Consider the following 18,578-nt stretch of genomic DNA (forward strand, 5'->3'; position numbering starts at 1 on the left):
TCCACTTCCTGTCCCTCCTCGAGGTCCGGGCCGCCGAACGTCTTCCATGTGGAAGAAAACGTCCTCGTCCGCGTCGATCCGTCTCGATGAAACCGTAACCGCCAGTGTCGTTGAAGAAGTCAACGCTGCCTTTCGCCATTACCTCTGAACGGAACGGCTATCCACTGATAAGACTTCCGCGGGTCGTGGTATCATGGTGTGTGGCCCTCGGTCCGGATCCGTCTCGCCCCTCCTCCCGCCACACCGGCCCTTCACCCGCTGGCCGCCGCGTCCGGACGCGTGTACGACCACGCCCAGCGAACGAGGACGGCCTGAAGCGGGAGTCGCACCACTGTCGCCAGCCGAACGAGCAGTCCGACCCACTTCGGTGCCTCCTCACCGACCACGTCCTGTGTCGCCATGTAGACGTTCGCCGGGAAGACGGCGACCAGCAACGCCACCAGCCCCCACGCGGAGCGCCGGCGCGTCCGCCGGAACAGCACACCGACCCCGAGGGCGATTTCGGCGATCCCCGAGAGGTAGACGAGCGCCAGCGGTCGAGGGAACTGCGGCGGTACGATACTGGTGTACGTCCTCGGTGACACGAAGTGCGTCACGCCAGCGACCACGTAGAAGAGCGCGAGCAGGAACGGTCGCCCGTGTCGACTCCTGACGGCGGTTTCGCTACCCATAGCCTCGAATCGTAACCGGGCGCGAAGAGCGTTGCTCTCACGGCAGGGCCGTCATCGGCTCTGAACCACGGTCGTCGCGTCTTCCGGGGTTCGAACGCGGTCGGCGTCGTTTCTTCGACGGACCGTTCGCTACGCTCCCGGTTGCGGTCTCAGAATATGCCGCCTCCCGGATTGTGAACTACGCCCGGACGTGCTCGCTTCGCTGCGCCCGTCTGGTCTCGTTCAAACCGGTCGTGAGCATTTTCACTGCTCACAGACTCGGTCGCTTCGCTCTCTCACCTGTTCGCAGGAAAATGCCGCCTCCCGGATTTGAACCGGGGACAGCTCGATCTTCAGTCGAGTGCTCTCCCAGTCTGAGCTAAGGCGGCGTGCATCCGAACCGACGCCGAGGACCTGAAAAAGCGTTTCGAAACGGCCGTCGTCACCCCGTGGAATCGCCGTCTTCGACGATACTCTCCGGTGAGACGGCCAGCACTGGAATCGAGGAGGACATCAACACCCGCTCGGTCGTACTCCCGAGCAGGTGTTCGAGTCCCTCACGTCCACTCGTCCCCATCACGACGAGGTCGACGTCGTGGTCCGTACAGTACTCGACGATCTCCTGGTGGACCTGTACACCGTGGCCGAGGGTGGTCGTCACGGCGACGCCCGCCGTCTCGGCACGGTCCTCGACGCTGTCGAGCACCGCTTCGCCACGCTCGCGCAGTGACTCCAGTATCGTCCGCATGCTGTGCGTCGAGAGGAGCATCGACTCGACGCTCTCGTCGACGACGAACAGGACGTGGAGGTCCGCGTCGACGGTACGAGCGAGTTCGAAGGCGTGGTCGGCCGCCGCGGACGCGATGTCGCTCCCGTCGACCGGCACGAGGATTCGGTCGTACATTCGTCTGCCACGTGTGCGGGCGCGAGGCTTAGTTGTATGTCACCGACTACGTCTTCGCCCGTCGCCGCCACCCACGAGCGACGTGGTTCGCGGGAGAAGTCCGCTCTCCCGGATTCGCATCTGTGAGACGCACAAGCGTCTCATCGCTTCGTGGCGCTCTCTGCAACGGTCCGCGTCGACGACTGCTTCGCCGGGAGGTAGCTGTTCGACAGGCGCGACAGACTGGTTCTCGACGTTCGTTCTTCCAAACGGTCATTAAGCGAGAGTGGCGCTCGCTGCCGAACTCGCTTAATGGTCGGATTGGAAACCATTGGGACGACCTCGCTCGACGTTCGGTTCGGAGGGTATCGCCGTTCGCTCTACCCGGTCGTGTCGGTGGCTCTCACCACTCGCTCCCGGTGGTCGCTCGTTGCTCGAATCGTGTCGAGGTCACTTCTCTGATCTCACCGTGCTCGCTTCGCTCGCGGTTCGGTCACGAAGAAGTCCGCTCTCCCCGATTTGAATACGCCGAGACGTGCTCGCTCACGCTGCGCGCGTCTCGTCTCTTCAAACGGTCGAGACGACGTTTTCACCGCTCACCGGCTCGCTCGCTCCGCTCCCTCGCGCGTGGTTCGCGGGAAAAGTCCGCTCTCCCCGATTTGAATCCAGTCGCTCCCTCCGGAAGACGCGCTCCGCTTGTCTTCCGTGCTCCCTATCCAAATCGTGTCGCTGTAGACGTTCTCACTGCTCGCAGTTCGGTCGCGTCGCTCCCTCACGTTGCTCGCAGGAGAAGTCCGCTCTCCCCGATTTGAACGGGGGGCAAGTCGATCTACAGTCGACTGCTCTGCCAGACTGAGCTAAGAGCGGCCTGTCTGGTGGCAGTAGGTGCCGGAATTTAATGCTTGTCTTTCGTGCCGATTCGGCTGACGCCCGTATGACACCTAGTAAGATATATATCAGATTAGGAGTAATCGAACGCATCCGATGAGCAAGATCACGTTCCGTGCGGACGACGACCTCGTCGCTCGTATCGAGGCGTACGACGCCTCGAAGAGCGAGGTGATGCGCGAGGCGCTTCGCGCGTACCTCGACGAGGGGTCGTCTCCGTCGGACGCCGCGGCACCCGCGCCGATGGGCCAGACGCTCGACGCTCTCGTGCGCGAGCGCGTGGACACGCTCGTCGACCAGCGAATCGAAGCCGTGCTCGCCGAGCAGCGACGCACCGACCGCGAGCGCGCCCCCCAAGACGTCAACGTCACGGTCAACCTCGCCGACGAGCGACAGGCGAGCGAGGCTATCCAGGAGGCCGAAGCGTCGGCTCTCTCGGCGACCGAACGGCGGGAGTCGGACTGCTCGGGCTGTGGCGAGACGCTCGACGACGATGCGGTCTACTGTCCGAACTGTGGCGAGAAGGCGAACCACCGTGTCTTCTGTGACTGCGGCGACGAACTCCGCTCGGACTGGTCGTTCTGTCCCGGCTGTGGCCGTCGGACACCTGCGGCAGACGTCCTGGAACGCTCGTAAACGCCGTAGACGGTGGCGTTGGCTCCTGTTTACGTGGCTGTTTCGCCGCGCGTCTTACGCTCGGCCAAAGTTTTATTACATATCGGGGTATGGAAACACCTGCGTAAGACAGTCGTCTTACACGGGGCGCGACGGGGAGGATTCCCGTCTCGTACTGCGGTTTCGACCCGTGTCCGACGCCTGGGTCGTCGTGACACACGGCTCGGTGTCTTACCAAGGGGAATACGACAAAATGGAGCGTGTGACACTACGGATACCGAAGCAGCAGATCGAGGAAGTTGAGCGCATGGTCGAGACCGGGGAGTACCCGAATCGCAGCGAGGCGATTCGTGCCGCGGTCCGCGACATGATCAACGAGGACAACTCCGAGCGCCGCGACAAGAAGCGGCCGTGGGCGAGGGCCTGAATGCAGGACATCGTCAACTCGGCGCTCGAAAACGCCGAGAAAGAACAACAGCAGCGCTCGGACGCGAGCGGGTCGGAGGCCGACGAGTTCGGCGACCCCCGCATCGTCATCGTCGGCTGTGGTGGCGCGGGCAACAACACCGTCAACCGCCTGTACAACATCGGCGTCGACGGCGCTGACACCATCGCCATCAACACCGACAAACAGCACCTGAAGATGATCGAGGCCGACACGAAGATACTCGTCGGCAAGTCGCTCACGCAGGGGCTGGGTGCCGGTGGTGACCCGTCGATGGGCGAGCGCGCCACGGAGATGGCCCAGGGCACCGTCAAGGACGTCCTCGGCGAGGCGGACCTCGTGTTCGTCACCGCCGGCATGGGTGGTGGCACCGGAACCGGTGCGGCCCCCGTGGTCGCCAACATCGCCAAAGAGCAGGGCGCGATCGTCGTCGGGATGGTCTCGACGCCGTTCAACGTCGAGCGTGCCCGCACGGTGAAAGCCGAGGAAGGGCTGGAGAAACTCCGCAACGCCGCGGACTCCATCATCGTCCTCGACAACAACCGGCTGCTCGACTACGTCCCGAACCTGCCCATCGGCAAGGCGTTCTCGGTCATGGACCAGATCATCGCCGAGACCGTCAAGGGCATCTCGGAGACCATCACCCAGCCGAGCCTCATCAACCTCGACTACGCCGACATGACGGCCATCATGGGCCAGGGCGGCGTCGCCGTCATGCTCGTCGGCGAGACACAGGACAAGAACAAGACCCAGGAAGTGGTCAAGGACGCGATGAACCACCCGCTGCTGGACGTGGATTACCGCGGCGCGACGGGTGGCCTCGTCCACATCACCGGCGGTCCCGACCTCACGCTGAAAGAGGCCGAGGGCATCGCCCAGAACATCACCGAACGGCTCGAAGCCAACGCGAACGTCATCTGGGGCGCTCGCATCCAGGAGGAGTACAAGGGCAAGGTGCGCGTCATGGCCATCATGACGGGCGTCCAGTCCGCACAGATCCTCGGGCCGACGACCCAGAAGCAGGCCAACGCCTCCCGCGAGGCCATCGACAGCGCCGGCGGGACGGGGTCGACGTCCCAGAGCCACCAGTTCGAGTCGAACTCGGGCAACAGTGGCGGCAACGGCGTCAACTTCGGTGAGACCGACGGCGGTCGCAGCGAAGTCGAACAGAACAACGGCCTCGACGTCATCCGGTAACGCGTCGAGTTCTTCCACCTGTTCTCGACTCGTCGAGCGACCGCGCTCCACCGTCTATCCTGCGTTTACGCCGCAACTCGTGCTTCGGACCGTACTCTCAGCGCCTCGTTCATCGCCACGTCCCACACCTCTTCGGACGGCCTCTGGATGTGGATTCTCGTCTCGGTGTGACTCGTCGGTCTGTACCGGCGGCCGAGTCGACAGACTCACGTAGCGACGTGTAAACGCTCGTCTCAGCGGCTCCGTCAGTCGCCGCTCGTCTCCACGCCCGCGTCGGCCTCGTGGACCGCCTCGACGAGTTCGCACTTGCGACAGAGGTCTCGGGTCGTCGTCGCGCCACAGCGGTCGCACTCGCCGAGGTTCGGGCCGTCGCCGTCGCCGCGGAACCGTTCGGCGACGATGGCGGCGAACTCCTCGTAGCCCGCCATGATGGAGTGGCGCGTGCCGGGATGGTTCTCCTCTAAGCCGAGGAGGAGTTCCTGAATCTCCCCGCGATACGCCTCCGAGGAGTGGGGACACTCGGCCATGTGTGTCGGTAGTTCGCGGAGGTGGGCGTACAGGGCCACCTCCTTCTCGGGGACGTCCCGGAGCGGTTTCGCGCGCGGGACGAACTCGTCGGCGTGTTCGTCGCCGCGGCGGTCGAAACTCCCGAGCGAGGCGTCGAAGTGTTTCGCCATCTGGCGCAGGTCTCCCGAGAGTACGTTCATCAGCGCGGTCTGGGCCTCGTCGTCTAAGTTGTGGCCCGTCAGCAGTTTGTCGGCGTCCAGCGCCTCGGCGTACCGCGAGAGCACGTCTCGACGGAACACCCCGCAGTACGCGCAGGGGGCCATCCCCTCGGGGTCCTCGCGGGCGACGTCGTCCATCTTCAGGCCGAACTCCTCCTCGTAGCTCACCACCTCGTGGCGGATGTCGAGGTCGTCGGTCAGCGCGAGACAGGCGTCGAGCGACTCGTCGCGGTAGCCCTGAATCCCCTCGTGGATGGTCAGCGCGACCAGTTCGACGCGGGGGTCCTCGGCGAACGTCTCGTGGAGAATCTGGGTGAGGACGACGCTGTCTTTCCCACCGGAGAGGCCGACGACCCACGTCTCGGGGTCCTCGGGCGTGGCGTCGTCCGGCAGGAGGACGTCGTCCCGGACGCGCCGTCGAAGCCGTTTCTCGACCGAGCGACAGAAGTGCGACTCACAGAGGTGCAGGCCGGAGTAGGCGGCGTGCATCACCGCCGGTGTGCCACACTTCTCACAGTCCATGCCGGCGCTGGGGGTTCGAGCGGGATAACGTCCGCGTTCGACCGCCACCCGCTCCCCGACGTTCGATGCTGAACGAACCACAGCCACAAATATTAACTCTATCTAGTGATGGATTCTACTCGTCCGACACGCCGTCGGACGGTACCATGACAGACGACGACACCGCGACGACGGAGGTAGAGCGATGAGCGACCGACGGACGTTCCTGAAGGGCGTCGGCGCGTCGGCGGTCGGCGGTCTCTCGCTTCTGAGCGCGGGGACGGCGAGTGCGGCGGCCCCACCGGCCGACGAGTACATCGCGGCCGACCCCTCGAACTACTCGGACGACTACCGTGGCGCGGCCGACATCGACTGGGTGGTCGTCCACATCACCGACGGGACGTGGGGGAGTGCGGTCAACTGGTTCCAGGACTCGCGGGCCGACGTGAGCGCCCACTACGTCGTGCGCAACAGCGACGGGTACACCGCCCAGATGGTCGACGAACAGGACGTCGCGTGGCACGCCGGGGGCTTCAACTCGAACGCCATCGGCATCGAACACGAGTGGCACGACGGGCAGAACGGCATCTCCGACGCCGCGTACGCCGCCAGCGCCGACATCGTCGACCACGTCGCCAGCGCCTACGACGTCCCCAAACAGTACTTCACCGATCCGTGTGCCGCGGCGAACGCCTCGGGTGGTATCGTCGGGCACACCAACGCCCCGAAGTACGGCGACTGCGGGAACACGAGCTACAAGTCCTGTCCACAGCCGGCGTGGGACTGGGGCCGTTACATGGAGTTCGTCGACGGGAGCGCCGGCGACGGCGGTTCGGGTGGCGACGACGGTGGTTCCGGCGGGTCGTACGCCTGGGAGTACTTCTCGAACGGGGACCAGGGAGAGGACGTCTACACCATCCAGTACCTGCTCGAACAGCAAGGCTACGATCTGCAGTACCACGACGGCATCTACGGCAGCGAGGTGGAGGGGGCCATCGAAAGCTTCCAGTCGGCGAGCGGCCTCGCCGTCGACGGCGTCGTCGGCCCGAACACGTGGGACGCGCTGGTCGTCACCGTCGCCGGGCCGAACGACGACCCGTGGTGGGCGACCTACGCCGCTCAGCACTCGCTGCGCTACGGCCACGGCTACAGCATCGCCGTCGACGGCTACTACGGCAGCGAGACGGAGGGCGCTATCGAGTCCTTCCAGTCCGGTGCGGGGTTGGCCGTCGACGGCATCGTCGGGCCGAACACGTGGCAGGCGCTCGTCGACCTGACCTGACCGGGTCGGACCGCGCCGTGCTACATCCTCGAGTCCGCTCTGTTGCGTGATTCGAACGCCCAGAAGACGAGCGATCCGAGGACGGTGATGAGCAGGGAGAACGCCGCGACACCCGCGGCGACCGTGGGTCGCGAGCGGAGCAACTCGACGAGGACGGCGGTCCACGCCGCCAGCAGGAAGGCGTCGAGCGGTCGCGGTGCGTAGCGGTCACGCATCTCCTGCCACCGCTGTGGCGGTCGCCAGTCGGTGACCGCGCTCACGACGCGGGGGCCGACGGCCGCCGCGCTCGTCGCCAGCGCGAGGTCAAGGGCGACCAACCCGAAGACGACCCCGGCCCCGAAGACGCCGGGGCCGAGGTCGACCGCCTGTGCCACGACCGGGTTCATACCGGCTCCTTAGTAATCTCGCACTTAAATCTCGTGACTTTCTTACACTTCGACTGACAGCTCCGACGACGTGTGTCCGACGCTCGCCCGACACCTTCCCGACGTGAGGAACGTCGTGTCGGTCGAGCGCCGAGAGAAACCGCTTTCGGCGGCCGTCCCCTGCGTCGCGTATGAGCGACCTCTCACGCGCGGCGGCCGTCGACCGGGTCGAGCGCCTGCTCGACACTATCGACGAGGACCCGATGCCCGTCCCCGTCCGCGAGGTGTGGGTGTACGGCGACGTCGCCCTCGGCGTCGACCCGGTCGACCGACTCGACGTCTACCTCACCAAGGACCTCCTGTTCGGCAAGGACGGCGACCGCGAGGCCGAGTTCCGCGACTCCCTGGGCGTCGAGGGCGTCGGCAAGACCGTCTCCGCGGAGTGGGCAGAACGGTTCCCCGAGTACGTTCGCGCGAACCACAGCGGCCACGCCGCTCCCGAGAAGTGTCTCGCCGCCCACCTCCTCGACGAGGGCGAACCCGTCCACCTCGAGGTCTGTAACAGCGGGTTCGAGTCGAACGTCACCCAGCGACTGAAGGGTGCACGGATGCGCGAGAACTACGAGCAGATTCTCGACCCGCGTGGCGCGTGTCTCTGGGTCGACGGCCAGCGCAGCGAGGAGACCGTGGAGAAACTCCGTGCGGGTGACCTCGTCTTCCCGACGCTCGCCGGCGCACTGGAGATGCTCGGGATGGACGACGCGGAAGCCGAGGAGGCCGCCGACGCCGTGAGACGCTACCGCGAGCGCCAGGAGGGGACGACGGTCCGCGGCGACGTGGTCTGAGGCGTCGCGGCCCGCGACGCCGCGGGCCGCCCCTCAGAGCGCGTCCGGCCCCTCGTCCAGTGCCGCGAGCACGGTGTCGATGTGCTCCGCGCGCGACGGCGAGGCGAACAGTTCGTGGCCGCCCTCGTAGGCGACCAGGTTCTCCGGCGGCGTCCGTGCCTCGATGGCCTCGGCGCTCACGACGGCGTCGGTGGGCGTGTAGAAGACGCTCGTGGTGTCGGCGTCGAACGGCGGGAGACGGTGCTGGCCACGTTTCGCCTCCCGGAGGAACGTCGGCGCGGCCCGCTTGGGACTGTCCGCGAGGCGTTCGTCGGTGACGAGTTCGCCGAGCGCCGCCCGGTCGGTGCTCGCCGGCAGGACGGGCGTCGCCACGGGGAGTTTCATCGCCCAGTCGACGACGGGCGTGTCGAGGTCATCGTGGAAGCCCCACCACGGACTGAGGTGGACCTTCGTCTCCGGTCCCTCCAGGAACTCCCCGACGAGGCCGCCCGTCGAGTGCGTGAGCAGGCGGTACTCCTCCAGGTCGGCGATGGTCGAGGCGACCGGCTGGAGCCAGTCGCGCTCGAAGTCCGTCACCGTCGTCGGAATCTGGAACCCGTGGACGCGATAGCCCGCGTCGACGACCCGCTCGACCAGCCACTGGACCGTCTCGTGGCGGAACTGGTTGCCCCAGCCGAGGATCAACACGAGGTCACGCTCACCGCTCCCGAACCGTCGGACGTGCATATCGGTCCGTCGCCGGCCTGTCGCTTGTAGCTGTGGCTGGACGCAACGCTACGACGGCCCAACGCTCTTGCTACCGGGCCGAGTCGTCCCCGACGATGTCAGACCAGCACTCGACGACACGACGACGCCTGCTCGCGCTGACCGGCGGGTCGCTCACGACGCTCGCGCTCGCCGGCTGTGCGTCCCCCGGCGAGGGCGAGGACGGCGAAGGCGGCGAAGGCGAGGACGGTGGCGAGGGAGAAGACGGCGGCGAGGAAGAGGAGGGCGAGAGTGGCGACGAGGAGGAAGAAGAGGACTCGCTGGCCGGCCCGGGGGCCTAACCGCGCTACTTCGCTCGCTACGCTCCCCGCTCTGTTCGAGGCCTCGTTTCACTCGGCCTCGCTACTCCTCACGGCTCGCTGCACTCACCGTTCGGTGTCGGGGATTTCGCTCCGCTCAATCCTCGCTCTCCTCGAACACGAACGTCCCGTCCTCCTGGATGCGCTCGCCGTCCACCTCGATGAACGAGTCCTCGCTCATATCGACTATCATGTCCGTGTGGACCGCCGAGTCGTTGCGCTCGTTCTCCTCGCCGACGGTGTCCTCGTAGGCCATCCCGATGGCCATGTGGACGGTGTCGCCCATCTTCTCGTCGAACAGCATGTTGTACGTGAACCGGTCGATGTCGCGGTTCATACCGATGCCCAACTCGCCGAGACGACGCGCACCGTCGTCGGTCTCCAGCAGCGACGTCAGGACCGCTTCGTTCTTGCTCGCCGAGTGCTCGACCACCTCGCCGCCCTCGAAGACGAGGCGGGCGTCCAGCACCTCCCGGCCCTGTACCATCACGGGTTTGTCGAACAGTACCTCGCCCTCGACACTGTCGGGGACGGGGGCGGTGAACACCTCGCCGCCGGGCATGTTGTGCTCGCCGTAGTCGTTCTTCACGACGTTCCCGGCGATGGACATCCGGACGTCCGTCGAGTGCTCAGAACGCGACGCGTTCTGGGTGCCAGCCGAGGTTCCCTCGGCGCTGTCCCCCGAGACGACGTGGACCTCGTCGGCGTCGTCGAGGATGTCGACCAGTTGCGCCTGGTGTTCGCGCTGGGCGTCCCAGTCCTTGTTGATGGCGCTCCAGACGAACTCCTCGTAGGCCGCGGTGGAGAGTTCGGCCTGCTGTGCGCCGCCGGGCGTCGGATACTGCGTCGCCAGCCAGCGCTTCTCCATCGCGGCCTCCTGAATCGGCTTGTTCTCCTGTCGGAACGTCGCACTCGTCTCCGGCGGGACGTCACTGGACTCGTAGGCGTTGGCGCTCCCGCGGACACCGATCATCACGTCGGCGGCCTCGTACGTCGCCAGGGTCACCTCGTCGAGAGCGATGTCCGCCTCGTCGATGGCACGCCGGTAGGCGCGACTGGCGCGTTCGCTGTTCATCCGGACGTTGACTATCGCACCACGCTCGCCACACAGTTCGGCGACGGCGACTAGCAGGTCCTCGGCCGCCGGCGGGCCGCTGACGACCACGTGGTCACCGGCCTCGACGCCCGTGGAGTGGTCGACGACGACGGCCGCCTGCTCGCGGATTCTGGGGTCCATAGCTAACGCTCCGGACTGTCGCGGTTAAGCGTTTTCAGAACGACGTCTCCGTTCGACGAGCGAGGGGTCGCGGCGACGACTACTCGGCGGCCGTGGACCGCTCGGTCGAGACGGTCCGGCCGTGTTCGTCGAGCGTTGCGACGAACGTCTCTCCGTCGAGGGTCACGCTCGCCCGGACGCACAGCGGGTCGTCCTCGACGACGGTCAGCGCCTCGTCGTCGACCACGTCGAACGTCCACGGGTGGTGTTCGCGGGGGTCCAGGCCGTGGTCCGCACAGAACGCGACGAACGCGGGCGAGGCGAACAGACAGGCCCCCGCCGAGGAGGTCGAACGCATCCCACAGCGTTCACACTGCGTCTCGAACCCCAGTCGCTGCTCTCCCCCGACCTCGGTCTCACAGAGCGACCGGTCGACGGCCCCGTAACACTCCGGGCAGACGCCCTCGATGGTGAGTTCCAGGTCGCGGTAGGTGAGCCGACTCGACAGCGCCAACACACGTGCTATCGACCGGTCGGCGGCTGCCCCAGGCGGGAACCCCATCCGATAGAGCGTGTGGTCGTTCCCACACCGGACGTGGACGACGCCGTCCTCGTAGCCGGCGAGCACCGACGCGTCACAGAACGGGCAGTCGTCGTCGAGTTCGGTCGGCCCCTTCGACTCACTGACGCTGTAGGCTCCCGAGAGCAACGCTCCCGCCACCTCTCGTCCGGCGTAGTTCAACTGGTAGCCCGACTCGCTCTTCTCGACGAACCGGTCGACGAGTCTCCCGAGGTGGTAGTTGAACCGCCCCGAGTCCCGGACGCCCGAACGCTCGCGCAGCGCCGAGAACGACAGCGCCGGGTCGCTCGGCGACTCCCGGCGGCGCTCGACCAGCGCCGAGAGGATAGCGAGACGCGTCTCCTCGCCGAGAACGTCGAAGACGGCCGCGTCTCCCGGTGCGTCCTGCTGCATATCACGCCGTTCGGGAGCGGTCGGGCAAGTCGGTTTCGTCACCCGGCACCCGCCCCAGGGTGAGGAAGAACGGCACCGTCTCGACCCGGTGGTACTCCCCGTCGGCCATCGCCGCGACCACCGCACGCCCCATCTCGCGCCACTCGTGTCGGAGCGCGTCGAACTCCTCGGCACTCAGTCCGCCCTCCAGCAAGGTCTCTCGCTGCTCACCGAGTCGGGACGCGGTCGCCTTCCGCTTCGCTCCCTCCAGCGCGCTCTCGTCGTACGGCGAGTCGACGACCCGAACGTGGTCGTACCGACGGGTCTCGACGTCGACGAGGCCGGCGTCCCGGAACAGGTCGGGTGCCGCGCCGAGCGTCACGTCCGTCGGCACGCCCGCGACGAAGTGCTCGCGTGCGCGGGCGGTCAGTCGCTCCTCGGCGTCGACCGTCGACTCGACGGTCACGGCAGCGTTGTCGGGTTCGACCGCCGCCACGAGGTTCGAGGAGGCCCGTCGGAACTCCTCGACGGCCGCGAGCGGGTCGGGGAGGTTGACGAGCAACGCCTGACAGACGACGAGGTCCGCGGTGGCGTCGGGCACGGGCAGCGACAGGGCGTCGGCCTGCACGGTGTGGACGGGGTCGGGGACCGCGGCGAGGAGTGCGGGGTCGCGGTCCAGACCGGCGACACGGGCGTCGTCGCACTCCTCGGCGAGGACGGCCGACAGTTCGCCGGTGCCACAGCCGACGTCGAGGACACACGACCGCTCGGCGAGGGCGAGGGGTTCGAGCGCCTCGCGGTCGTCGGGCGACCACATCCCGCGACGGGTGTCGTCGAGGTAGTCGGCGGAGAACCGGCGCATTGGCTGGTGTGGGTGTGGCGACGAGAAAACGGTGTGGATACGCGGTCAGCACTCGTGTACCCAGACGAGTCGCTCACTCGCTCCGAACCGCCCACTCGCTCCGAATCCCGCAACTCGTGGGGTCACTGTTCACGGCTCACTGGCGTTCACCGTTCACTTCTCCGTGGCCTCCCACCGGTCGGCCACGCACTCCTCCCCGCTCGTCTATCGAGACGACTCGTTCCCTGCGGTCACTCGTCGTCTCGCAACTCCCGAACTCGATCGACGTTCCACGCGTAGCTCTTGCCGTCCTCCGTCGGCGTCTCCAGCACGAACGGCCGGTCGCGCACCCGTGGGTCGTTCAGGAGTGTCTCGAACCCCTCCGAACCGATCTCGCCCTCGCCGATGTGAGCGTGTTCGTCCTTGTTCGTCCCACAGCCGTGTTTCGAGTCGTTGAGGTGGAAGAACTGGAGGTGGTCCAGACCGACCACGTCGTCGAACTCGGTCAGCGTGTCCTTCACGCCCTTCGCCGTCGAGAGGTCGTAGCCCGCCGCGAACGCGTGGGCGGTGTCGACACAGACTTCGAGGTCGTGGCTGCAGTCGTCGAGCACCTGCGCGAGGTGCTCGAACTGCCCACCGAGTTTCGTCCCGCTGCCCGCGTCGGACTCGACGAGGAGGGTGACGCCCTCGGGGACGACCAACTCGTCTAATGCGCTGGCGGCGTTGGCGAGGCCGCCGTCGACGCCCGCGCCGGTGTGCGCCCCGAGGTGGACGTTGACGTAGGGGACGTCGAGTCGCTCGGCGGCGTCGAGTTCCTGTTGCATCGAGGTGACGGACTTCTCGCGGAGGTCGTCTTTCGGTGTACAGAGGTTGACGAGGTACGACGCGTGTATCATCCACGGGCCGATGTCGTGCCGTTCGGAGAGCGACTGGAACGCCTCGACGTCCTCGTCGTCGGCGGGGGTGTGTTTCCAGACCTGCGGGGAGTGGGTGAATATCTGGCCGCAGTTCCCGCCGATGTCGACCTGCGCTTCGACCGCGTTCTGCACGCCCCCCGAGATGGAGGTGTGTGCACCGACTCTGAGCATATGCTCCTCGCTAGGAGGTTGTGGTGATAGTGACTTCGGAACGTGGCCACACGACGGCGGTCGGTGGCGTCCTCGCTCCGACCGACGGCGCGGTGCCCCGTACCGACGGCGAGGGATTGAGGAGCGTGCGCACCGAACCGACGGCGTATGTGTGCGCCCGCACCGCTCGGAGAGACGTACGTCGCGGCGCTCCAGCACGGACTGGTGGACGTCCCGACGGACACGACGCTCGTGGGCGTCGTCAGCCGGCCGACACACTGGTTCGGCGCGGCGGTCGACGAGAACCGGCCGGCGCTCGGTCCCCCTGGGACGCTCCTGGACGACGTCGAGCAGCGCCGTGAGGACCTCAAGCGACGGGGGATCTGTGACGAGGGGGCACACAACGCCGCCTGGGAGGACGTCGAGTTCGAGGAACGGTATCGGACCCACCTCGACACCGACCCGGACGCGCGGGACGCGGTCGACGAACTCGTCGACCGACTCCGCGCCGGCGAACCGCTGTTCCTGGTCTGTTTCGAGAACACGGCACAGAAGCGCTGCCACCGGACGCTGCTCCGTGAGCACGTCACGGCCCGGCTTGACCGCGGCTGACCCTCGGTGGTGACTCGTCGAGGACCACGGAACCGACTCGGTCGACCCGCTCGGGTCACCGGCCCCCGAACGCTCAGATGTCGACTGCGTCGATTCGGGCGAGTACCGGTTCGACCCCCTTGCCCACCGAGCAGAGCGCCGAGAACGACGACAGAACGGCGGCGTCGTAGTGGTCGGGGGACGCTACCCGTCCAGCGGGTCCACCCGCTCGCAGGTCCACGCCTCGCTCCCGAACTTCTCGCGGGCGATTTCGGCGGCCCGCTCGTGTTCCGCGTCGGTCCACGTCCCCACCTCGGCGTCGGCCCACGCACCGAGCGCTTCCTCCAGCGTCTCCACGCACTCCTCGCGCGTGAGGGCCGCGTGTTCGTCGAGGCCGGTCACGCGCTCCCGGAACGTGTCGGCACTCACCGGCGGGTCGACGAAACACGACAGCGTCCGTTCCGGGCGCGCCGAGAACGTCAGCGACCCGTGCTGGATGATGCTGTCCCGACGCCGGTACTGGGCGTTTCCCGAGAGTTTGCGTCCCTCGTACACCACGTCGTGGGCCGGGTGGAGTTCCCGGAGGTAACACGCCGGTTCGTACAGCTCCGGGTACGATTCTGCGGCGAAGCCGGCGGGGACGCCGAGTTCGGCACACGCGGTGAGGAGCGGTTCACACAGCAGGTCGTACGTCTCCATCAGGTCGCCGGGCAGCTCGCTGGCGGGGGCGATGGTCGAGTACGACACGTCGCCGACCTCGTCGTGGTAGATGGCCCCGCCGCCGGTCGGTCGCCGGACCACGTCGATGCCCTCGCGCTCGCAGAACGCCCAGTCGACGTCCGCGGGGTCGTTCCGGTACCCCAGCGAGAGCGTCGAGGGTGACCACCGGTAGACCCGGACGGTCCGGGGACCGCCCGCGGCGGCCGTCTCCGCCGCGACGGCGTCGTAGGCCATACACAGCGGACCGGACAGGGACTCCTCCCGAATCAGGCGCCACTCGCGGTCGGCCAGCGTGTCCTCGTCGCCGGCCGCGCCGTCGGTCGACTCGCGCTGACTCTCCATACCGGTCGTTCCGTGGCTCCGGGCAAAGCGGTTGTGGGACCCGGCGGCCGCTCACTCGTCGCTCGACGACCGCGAGAACGCCAGCTAAAGAGCGTTTTAGCGAGAACTTATCCGGCGAGCGTCCCCAGGATGGGTATGGACACAGTGCTCGAGACCGGGACGACGACGGTGGCGTTGACGGCCACCGACGGCGTCGTCCTGGCGGCCGACCGTCGGGCCTCACTCGGCGGACAGTTCGTCGCCAGCAAGCACGCCATCAAGGTAGAACCGGTCCACGACCGGGCCGCCGTCACCATCTCCGGGTCGGTGGGCGGCGGCCAGGAGTTCGTCCAGCGACTCCGGGCGGAGGCCGACCTCTACGAGACGCGCCGCGGCCACGAGATGAGTGTGGACGCGCTCGTCAAGACCGCCGCGAACACGGTTCGCGGGATGCCGGCGACACCCCTCCTCGGGGGTGTGGAGGCGGACGGCACCCCCCGCGTGTTCTTCCTCGACGGTGGGGGCGGCGTGCTCGAAGACGACTACACGGCCAGCGGGAGCGGGATGTCCCTCGCTATCGGGACGCTCGAACGCCTCTACGACCCCGAGATGGGCGTCGAGGCGGCTGTCGACGTCGCGTCGGCGGCTATCGACGCCGCCAGCGAGCGCGACACGGCGTCCGGAAACGGTATCACTGTGACGCGCATCACCGCCGATGGCGTGCAACAGGATACGTACGACGACACGACGGAGGTCCTCGCATGATGGGTAACAACGACCGGCAGGCGTACGACCGCAACTCGAACATCTTCTCGCCCGACGGGCGACTCTACCAGGTCGAGTACGCCCGCGAGGCGGTGAAACAGGGCTCCGCGAGCGTCGGCATCCGTACCCCGGACGGCGTGGTCCTCGCGGCCGCCCGTCGCGTGCGCTCGCCACTGCTCGAAGAGCGCAGCGTCGAGAAACTCCACAAGGTCGACGAGTTCCACGGCGTCGCCAGCGCGGGCCACGTCGCCGACGCCCGCCAACTGGTGGACGTCTCGCGCCGTGCCGCACAGGTCGAGCGCCTGCGCTACGGCGAGTTCATCACGACCGAGCAGTTGACGACCGAGATCAGCGAGCACATCCAGGAGTACACGCAGTCCGGCGGCACCCGGCCGTACGGCGCGGCGCTCCTCATCGCCGGGTTCGCCGAGGGCGACCCCCGCCTGTTCGAGACCGACCCCTCGGGGACGGCCATCGAGTGGCAGGCCACCGCTATCGGCGGCGGGAGCGACCAGATCCGCGAGGAACTCGAAGAGCAGTACGACCCCCAGATGGGTGTCGAAGACGCCGTCGCCCTCGCCCGCGACGTGCTGACCGACGAGGACGACGAGGAGGGTGCCGAACCAACCATCGCCGTCATCACCGCGGACGGCTACGAGTCGCGCGACGTCGCGGAGTAGCCCCCGACCCGTTCACAGCCCTCACTCCGGTCGGTCGCTTCGGTCGGCGCTCGTCGTGTAGCCCGGCGGTGGCGGCAGTTCCACCACTTCCGTCTCGCACCGCTCGTGGGGGATGCGTGCTTCCGCTTCCATCTTCAGCGGCGCGTCACCGCCGACGACGTCCCCGACACCGACCATGACCGTCGCCGGCAGTTCGGGCGGTTCGAAGTACTCCCGACAGGCCTCTCCCACCGCGAACTCCACGTCCGGGAGCAGGTCCGCACGGACGTAGTGGCGAATCATCGTAACGTCCGCGAGACTGCCGTCACAGTACTCGCGGAGGAACGTGTCGAAGAACCAGAGTCCCCGTTCGGCGCACTCCCGTGGCGTGTCGCCCGGCGGGCAGATACCGTCCAACTGGACGAAGTCGAACGCCGCGTGCCGCGTCCGGACCGCCGAGACGGCCACGGCGTCGTCGCCTCGTCCCTCCCGTCTGAACACCGTTTTCTCCATACGCCAGAGTTGTCACGTCGCGTGAAAGCTCCTGTTCTCGCGGTGACGTTTGCACGGCCGCGCGTCGCTGGCGACTACTCTTCTCCGGGCGGCGACCCGAGCACGCCGTAGCGAAGGCGATAGAGCGCGCTCCCGAGGCTCCCGCCCATACCGAACTCGTAGGAAGCGGTCTCGTCCCGTCGCCGGTGGCGGTGACGAACCGCGTTCTGGACGAGGACGACGGCCGCTCGCCGACGCCGGTTCGACGCGGTATCACGGTAGTCGACGTCGTACAGTCGTGCCGACAGTACCGCCCAGAGACCACCGACGACGACCCACCGCGAGTTCCACTGCGGGCGTGTATCGAACGACGAGGACGTTCGAAGTCGGTCGCTCAGTAGCAGGAAGACGACACTGGTGAGGAAGTGGAAGACGGCGCGGCGACGACTCGTCATACGACCGTCTCACGGCGCTGTCGTATCAATCCACCTCCAGAACTCGCGGTTACGACGCCGAACGCGTCCGGCGGTCCGTCTCGACGACGGTTCCGTCCGCACCGACCAGCACCGAGAGCGTCTCGGCGTCGAGTTCGGTCGCCACCCGGACGCACCACGGGTCGTCCGACAGCACGCGTTCGGCCCACTCCTCGCCGACGTTCCAGATGGGCCGCTCGCGCAGGTCGACGCCGTGGTCGTGGTAGAACGAGACGACTGCGGGGTGGTCGAGCACCGCGAGCGTCACCGGACAGCGCAACGCGTAGCCACACGCCGAACACGAGAGGTCGAGACGGGTGGGACGCGCCGCGTCGTCGACCGGACCACCGTCGTCGCCGTCGTCGCCGTACTCGACGTGTCCGCGACTCGCGCCGCCACACTCCGGGCAGGTGCCGTCGACGAGCAACCCAACGCGGTGGCGGTAGAGGCTGTCGAGCGCCCCCGGCAGCGCCTCGTCGTCGTGACTCCGGAAGCCGCCCGGCGGGAAGCCCAGCGAGAGGACGGTCCGGTCACACGCCGAGCAGGTGATGGCGACGGTGTTGTCGTGTGCGCCGGCGTGCAGACCCTCGCCGTTCTCGACGTCTGTCCCACCACCTGCCCCGCAGAACGGACAGGGGTCGGCGACGGGTACGGGGTCGCGGTCCACGCTGTCGGTGTAGGTGCCCGACGCGATGGCGCGGGCCATTCTGGTACCTGCGTCGGTGAGCGCGTAGCCCTCGTCGGTCTCCCGGAGGTAGTGGCCCGTGAGCTGCCGGAGGTGGTAGGCGAACCCCGCAGTGGTGTCCGCACCGCTGGCCTCGAACAGCTCCGAGAAACGCCGTCGCGTCGGCATCCCGTCGTCGAGCAACGCGGCGAGCGTCCGTGTCCGGACCTCGTTGCCCAGCGGCGCGAACGCCTCGCTGGGGGCCGGGCCGTCGGCGTCCGCGTTCGCCTCGACGGACTCGCTCTCGGTCATACCCCGGCGTACGCCCGCACGCCGTATAAGAAGCCCGTCGAGCGC

At 67.4% G+C, this 18,578-nt stretch carries 22 protein-coding genes, 2 tRNA genes and 1 pseudogene; 9 read left to right on the forward strand and 16 right to left on the reverse strand.

Annotated features, from left to right (window positions below):
- From GQS65_RS12535 to GQS65_RS12555, 5 genes and pseudogenes are all read right to left on the reverse strand, one after another.
- A pseudogene (locus GQS65_RS12535) lies at positions 1-139 on the reverse strand (cold-shock protein); the annotation flags it as partial.
- A 112-nt stretch (positions 140-251) separates the two neighbouring features.
- Complete coding sequence (locus tag GQS65_RS12540; RefSeq protein ID WP_158204990.1) at positions 252-671, reverse strand: DoxX family protein; 420 nt, start codon at positions 669-671, stop codon at positions 252-254.
- A gap of 294 nt (positions 672-965) precedes the next feature.
- Positions 966-1,039 (reverse strand) — tRNA-Phe (locus tag GQS65_RS12545).
- A gap of 53 nt (positions 1,040-1,092) precedes the next feature.
- Complete coding sequence (locus tag GQS65_RS12550; protein WP_158204991.1) at positions 1,093-1,554, reverse strand: universal stress protein; 462 nt, start codon at positions 1,552-1,554, stop codon at positions 1,093-1,095.
- A 772-nt stretch (positions 1,555-2,326) separates the two neighbouring features.
- Positions 2,327-2,400, reverse strand: a tRNA-Tyr gene (locus tag GQS65_RS12555).
- Positions 2,401-2,517: 117 nt separating this feature from the next.
- Here GQS65_RS12555 and GQS65_RS12560 point away from each other — a divergent pair.
- The 3 genes from GQS65_RS12560 to ftsZ all read left to right on the forward strand — a co-directional run bounded on the left by GQS65_RS12560 (position 2,518) and on the right by ftsZ (position 4,678).
- Entirely contained in the window at positions 2,518-3,057 is a 540-nt protein-coding gene (locus tag GQS65_RS12560) for a double zinc ribbon domain-containing protein (protein ID WP_158204992.1), read from the forward strand.
- A gap of 232 nt (positions 3,058-3,289) precedes the next feature.
- Positions 3,290-3,463: a ribbon-helix-helix domain-containing protein gene (locus tag GQS65_RS12565; RefSeq protein ID WP_158204993.1), complete on the forward strand. Its 174-nt coding sequence runs from the start codon at positions 3,290-3,292 to the stop codon at positions 3,461-3,463.
- Positions 3,464-4,678 (forward strand): cell division protein FtsZ, encoded by a 1,215-nt coding sequence (ftsZ, locus tag GQS65_RS12570; RefSeq protein ID WP_158204994.1) that lies wholly within the window; start codon positions 3,464-3,466, stop codon positions 4,676-4,678.
- A gap of 245 nt (positions 4,679-4,923) precedes the next feature.
- Here ftsZ and ncsA read toward each other — a convergent pair whose 3' ends face one another.
- The gene (gene ncsA / locus GQS65_RS12575; protein ID WP_158204995.1) at positions 4,924-5,925 is read right to left on the reverse strand and encodes a tRNA 2-thiolation protein NcsA; all 1,002 of its coding nucleotides are present in this window, start codon (positions 5,923-5,925) and stop codon (positions 4,924-4,926) included.
- 184 nt (positions 5,926-6,109) lie between these two features.
- On the opposite strand from ncsA, the gene GQS65_RS12580 reads away from it, so the two are divergent.
- The gene (locus GQS65_RS12580) at positions 6,110-7,186 is read left to right on the forward strand and encodes a peptidoglycan recognition protein family protein (protein WP_158204996.1); all 1,077 of its coding nucleotides are present in this window, start codon (positions 6,110-6,112) and stop codon (positions 7,184-7,186) included.
- A 20-nt stretch (positions 7,187-7,206) separates the two neighbouring features.
- Here GQS65_RS12580 and GQS65_RS12585 read toward each other — a convergent pair whose 3' ends face one another.
- Positions 7,207-7,572: a hypothetical protein gene (locus GQS65_RS12585; RefSeq protein WP_158204997.1), complete on the reverse strand. Its 366-nt coding sequence runs from the start codon at positions 7,570-7,572 to the stop codon at positions 7,207-7,209.
- 170 nt (positions 7,573-7,742) lie between these two features.
- Here GQS65_RS12585 and GQS65_RS12590 point away from each other — a divergent pair, with 170 nt between their 5' ends.
- Positions 7,743-8,396, forward strand: a complete 654-nt coding sequence (locus tag GQS65_RS12590) for a DUF7095 family protein (RefSeq protein WP_158204998.1) — start codon at positions 7,743-7,745, stop codon at positions 8,394-8,396.
- Between the two features lie 33 nt (positions 8,397-8,429).
- Here the strand turns inward: GQS65_RS12590 and GQS65_RS12595 are convergent, their stop codons facing one another.
- Positions 8,430-9,122, reverse strand: coding sequence for an alpha/beta hydrolase (locus GQS65_RS12595; protein WP_158204999.1), 693 nt, complete (start codon positions 9,120-9,122; stop codon positions 8,430-8,432).
- 95 nt (positions 9,123-9,217) lie between these two features.
- Here GQS65_RS12595 and GQS65_RS21405 point away from each other — a divergent pair, with 95 nt between their 5' ends.
- Entirely contained in the window at positions 9,218-9,442 is a 225-nt protein-coding gene (locus GQS65_RS21405) for a hypothetical protein (RefSeq protein ID WP_199268455.1), read from the forward strand.
- Positions 9,443-9,557: 115 nt separating this feature from the next.
- Here GQS65_RS21405 and GQS65_RS12605 read toward each other — a convergent pair whose 3' ends face one another.
- The 4 genes from GQS65_RS12605 to GQS65_RS12620 form a co-directional block, all read right to left on the reverse strand.
- Positions 9,558-10,697, reverse strand: a complete 1,140-nt coding sequence (locus GQS65_RS12605) for an aminopeptidase (protein ID WP_158205000.1) — start codon at positions 10,695-10,697, stop codon at positions 9,558-9,560.
- Between the two features lie 79 nt (positions 10,698-10,776).
- A complete protein-coding gene (locus GQS65_RS12610) occupies positions 10,777-11,649 on the reverse strand; it encodes an ArsR/SmtB family transcription factor (protein ID WP_158205001.1) in 873 nt (290 codons plus the stop codon).
- Between the two features lies 1 nt (position 11,650).
- Entirely contained in the window at positions 11,651-12,490 is an 840-nt protein-coding gene (locus tag GQS65_RS12615) for a class I SAM-dependent methyltransferase (RefSeq protein WP_158205002.1), read from the reverse strand.
- Positions 12,491-12,720: 230 nt separating this feature from the next.
- Positions 12,721-13,557, reverse strand: coding sequence for a deoxyribonuclease IV (locus tag GQS65_RS12620; RefSeq protein WP_158205003.1), 837 nt, complete (start codon positions 13,555-13,557; stop codon positions 12,721-12,723).
- A 147-nt stretch (positions 13,558-13,704) separates the two neighbouring features.
- On the opposite strand from GQS65_RS12620, the gene GQS65_RS12625 reads away from it, so the two are divergent.
- Positions 13,705-14,148, forward strand: coding sequence for a DUF488 family protein, N3 subclade (locus GQS65_RS12625; protein WP_158205004.1), 444 nt, complete (start codon positions 13,705-13,707; stop codon positions 14,146-14,148).
- 183 nt (positions 14,149-14,331) lie between these two features.
- On the opposite strand, the gene GQS65_RS12630 is transcribed toward GQS65_RS12625, so the two are convergent.
- On the reverse strand, positions 14,332-15,189 hold the full coding sequence (locus GQS65_RS12630; protein ID WP_158205005.1) for a lipoate--protein ligase family protein: 858 nt from the start codon (positions 15,187-15,189) through the stop codon (positions 14,332-14,334).
- Between the two features lie 135 nt (positions 15,190-15,324).
- Here GQS65_RS12630 and GQS65_RS12635 point away from each other — a divergent pair, with 135 nt between their 5' ends.
- A complete protein-coding gene (locus GQS65_RS12635) occupies positions 15,325-15,933 on the forward strand; it encodes a proteasome subunit beta (protein ID WP_199268456.1) in 609 nt (202 codons plus the stop codon).
- Positions 15,930-16,613 (forward strand): archaeal proteasome endopeptidase complex subunit alpha, encoded by a 684-nt coding sequence (locus GQS65_RS12640; protein ID WP_158205007.1) that lies wholly within the window; start codon positions 15,930-15,932, stop codon positions 16,611-16,613. The genes GQS65_RS12635 and GQS65_RS12640 overlap by 4 nt, the downstream gene beginning before the upstream one ends.
- 21 nt (positions 16,614-16,634) lie before the next feature.
- Here GQS65_RS12640 and GQS65_RS12645 read toward each other — a convergent pair whose 3' ends face one another.
- The 3 genes from GQS65_RS12645 to GQS65_RS12655 all read right to left on the reverse strand — a co-directional run bounded on the left by GQS65_RS12645 (position 16,635) and on the right by GQS65_RS12655 (position 18,533).
- Complete coding sequence (locus GQS65_RS12645) at positions 16,635-17,105, reverse strand: hypothetical protein (RefSeq protein ID WP_158205008.1); 471 nt, start codon at positions 17,103-17,105, stop codon at positions 16,635-16,637.
- Positions 17,106-17,179: 74 nt separating this feature from the next.
- A complete protein-coding gene (locus GQS65_RS12650; RefSeq protein ID WP_158205009.1) occupies positions 17,180-17,539 on the reverse strand; it encodes a hypothetical protein in 360 nt (119 codons plus the stop codon).
- 49 nt (positions 17,540-17,588) lie between these two features.
- Complete coding sequence (locus GQS65_RS12655) at positions 17,589-18,533, reverse strand: DUF7351 domain-containing protein (protein WP_158205010.1); 945 nt, start codon at positions 18,531-18,533, stop codon at positions 17,589-17,591.
- Positions 18,534-18,578 lie beyond the last annotated feature (45 nt).

It is taken from the genome of Halomarina oriensis, from assembly GCF_009791395.1.
In the GTDB taxonomy this organism is placed as follows: Archaea; Halobacteriota; Halobacteria; order Halobacteriales; family Haloarculaceae; genus Halomarina; species Halomarina oriensis.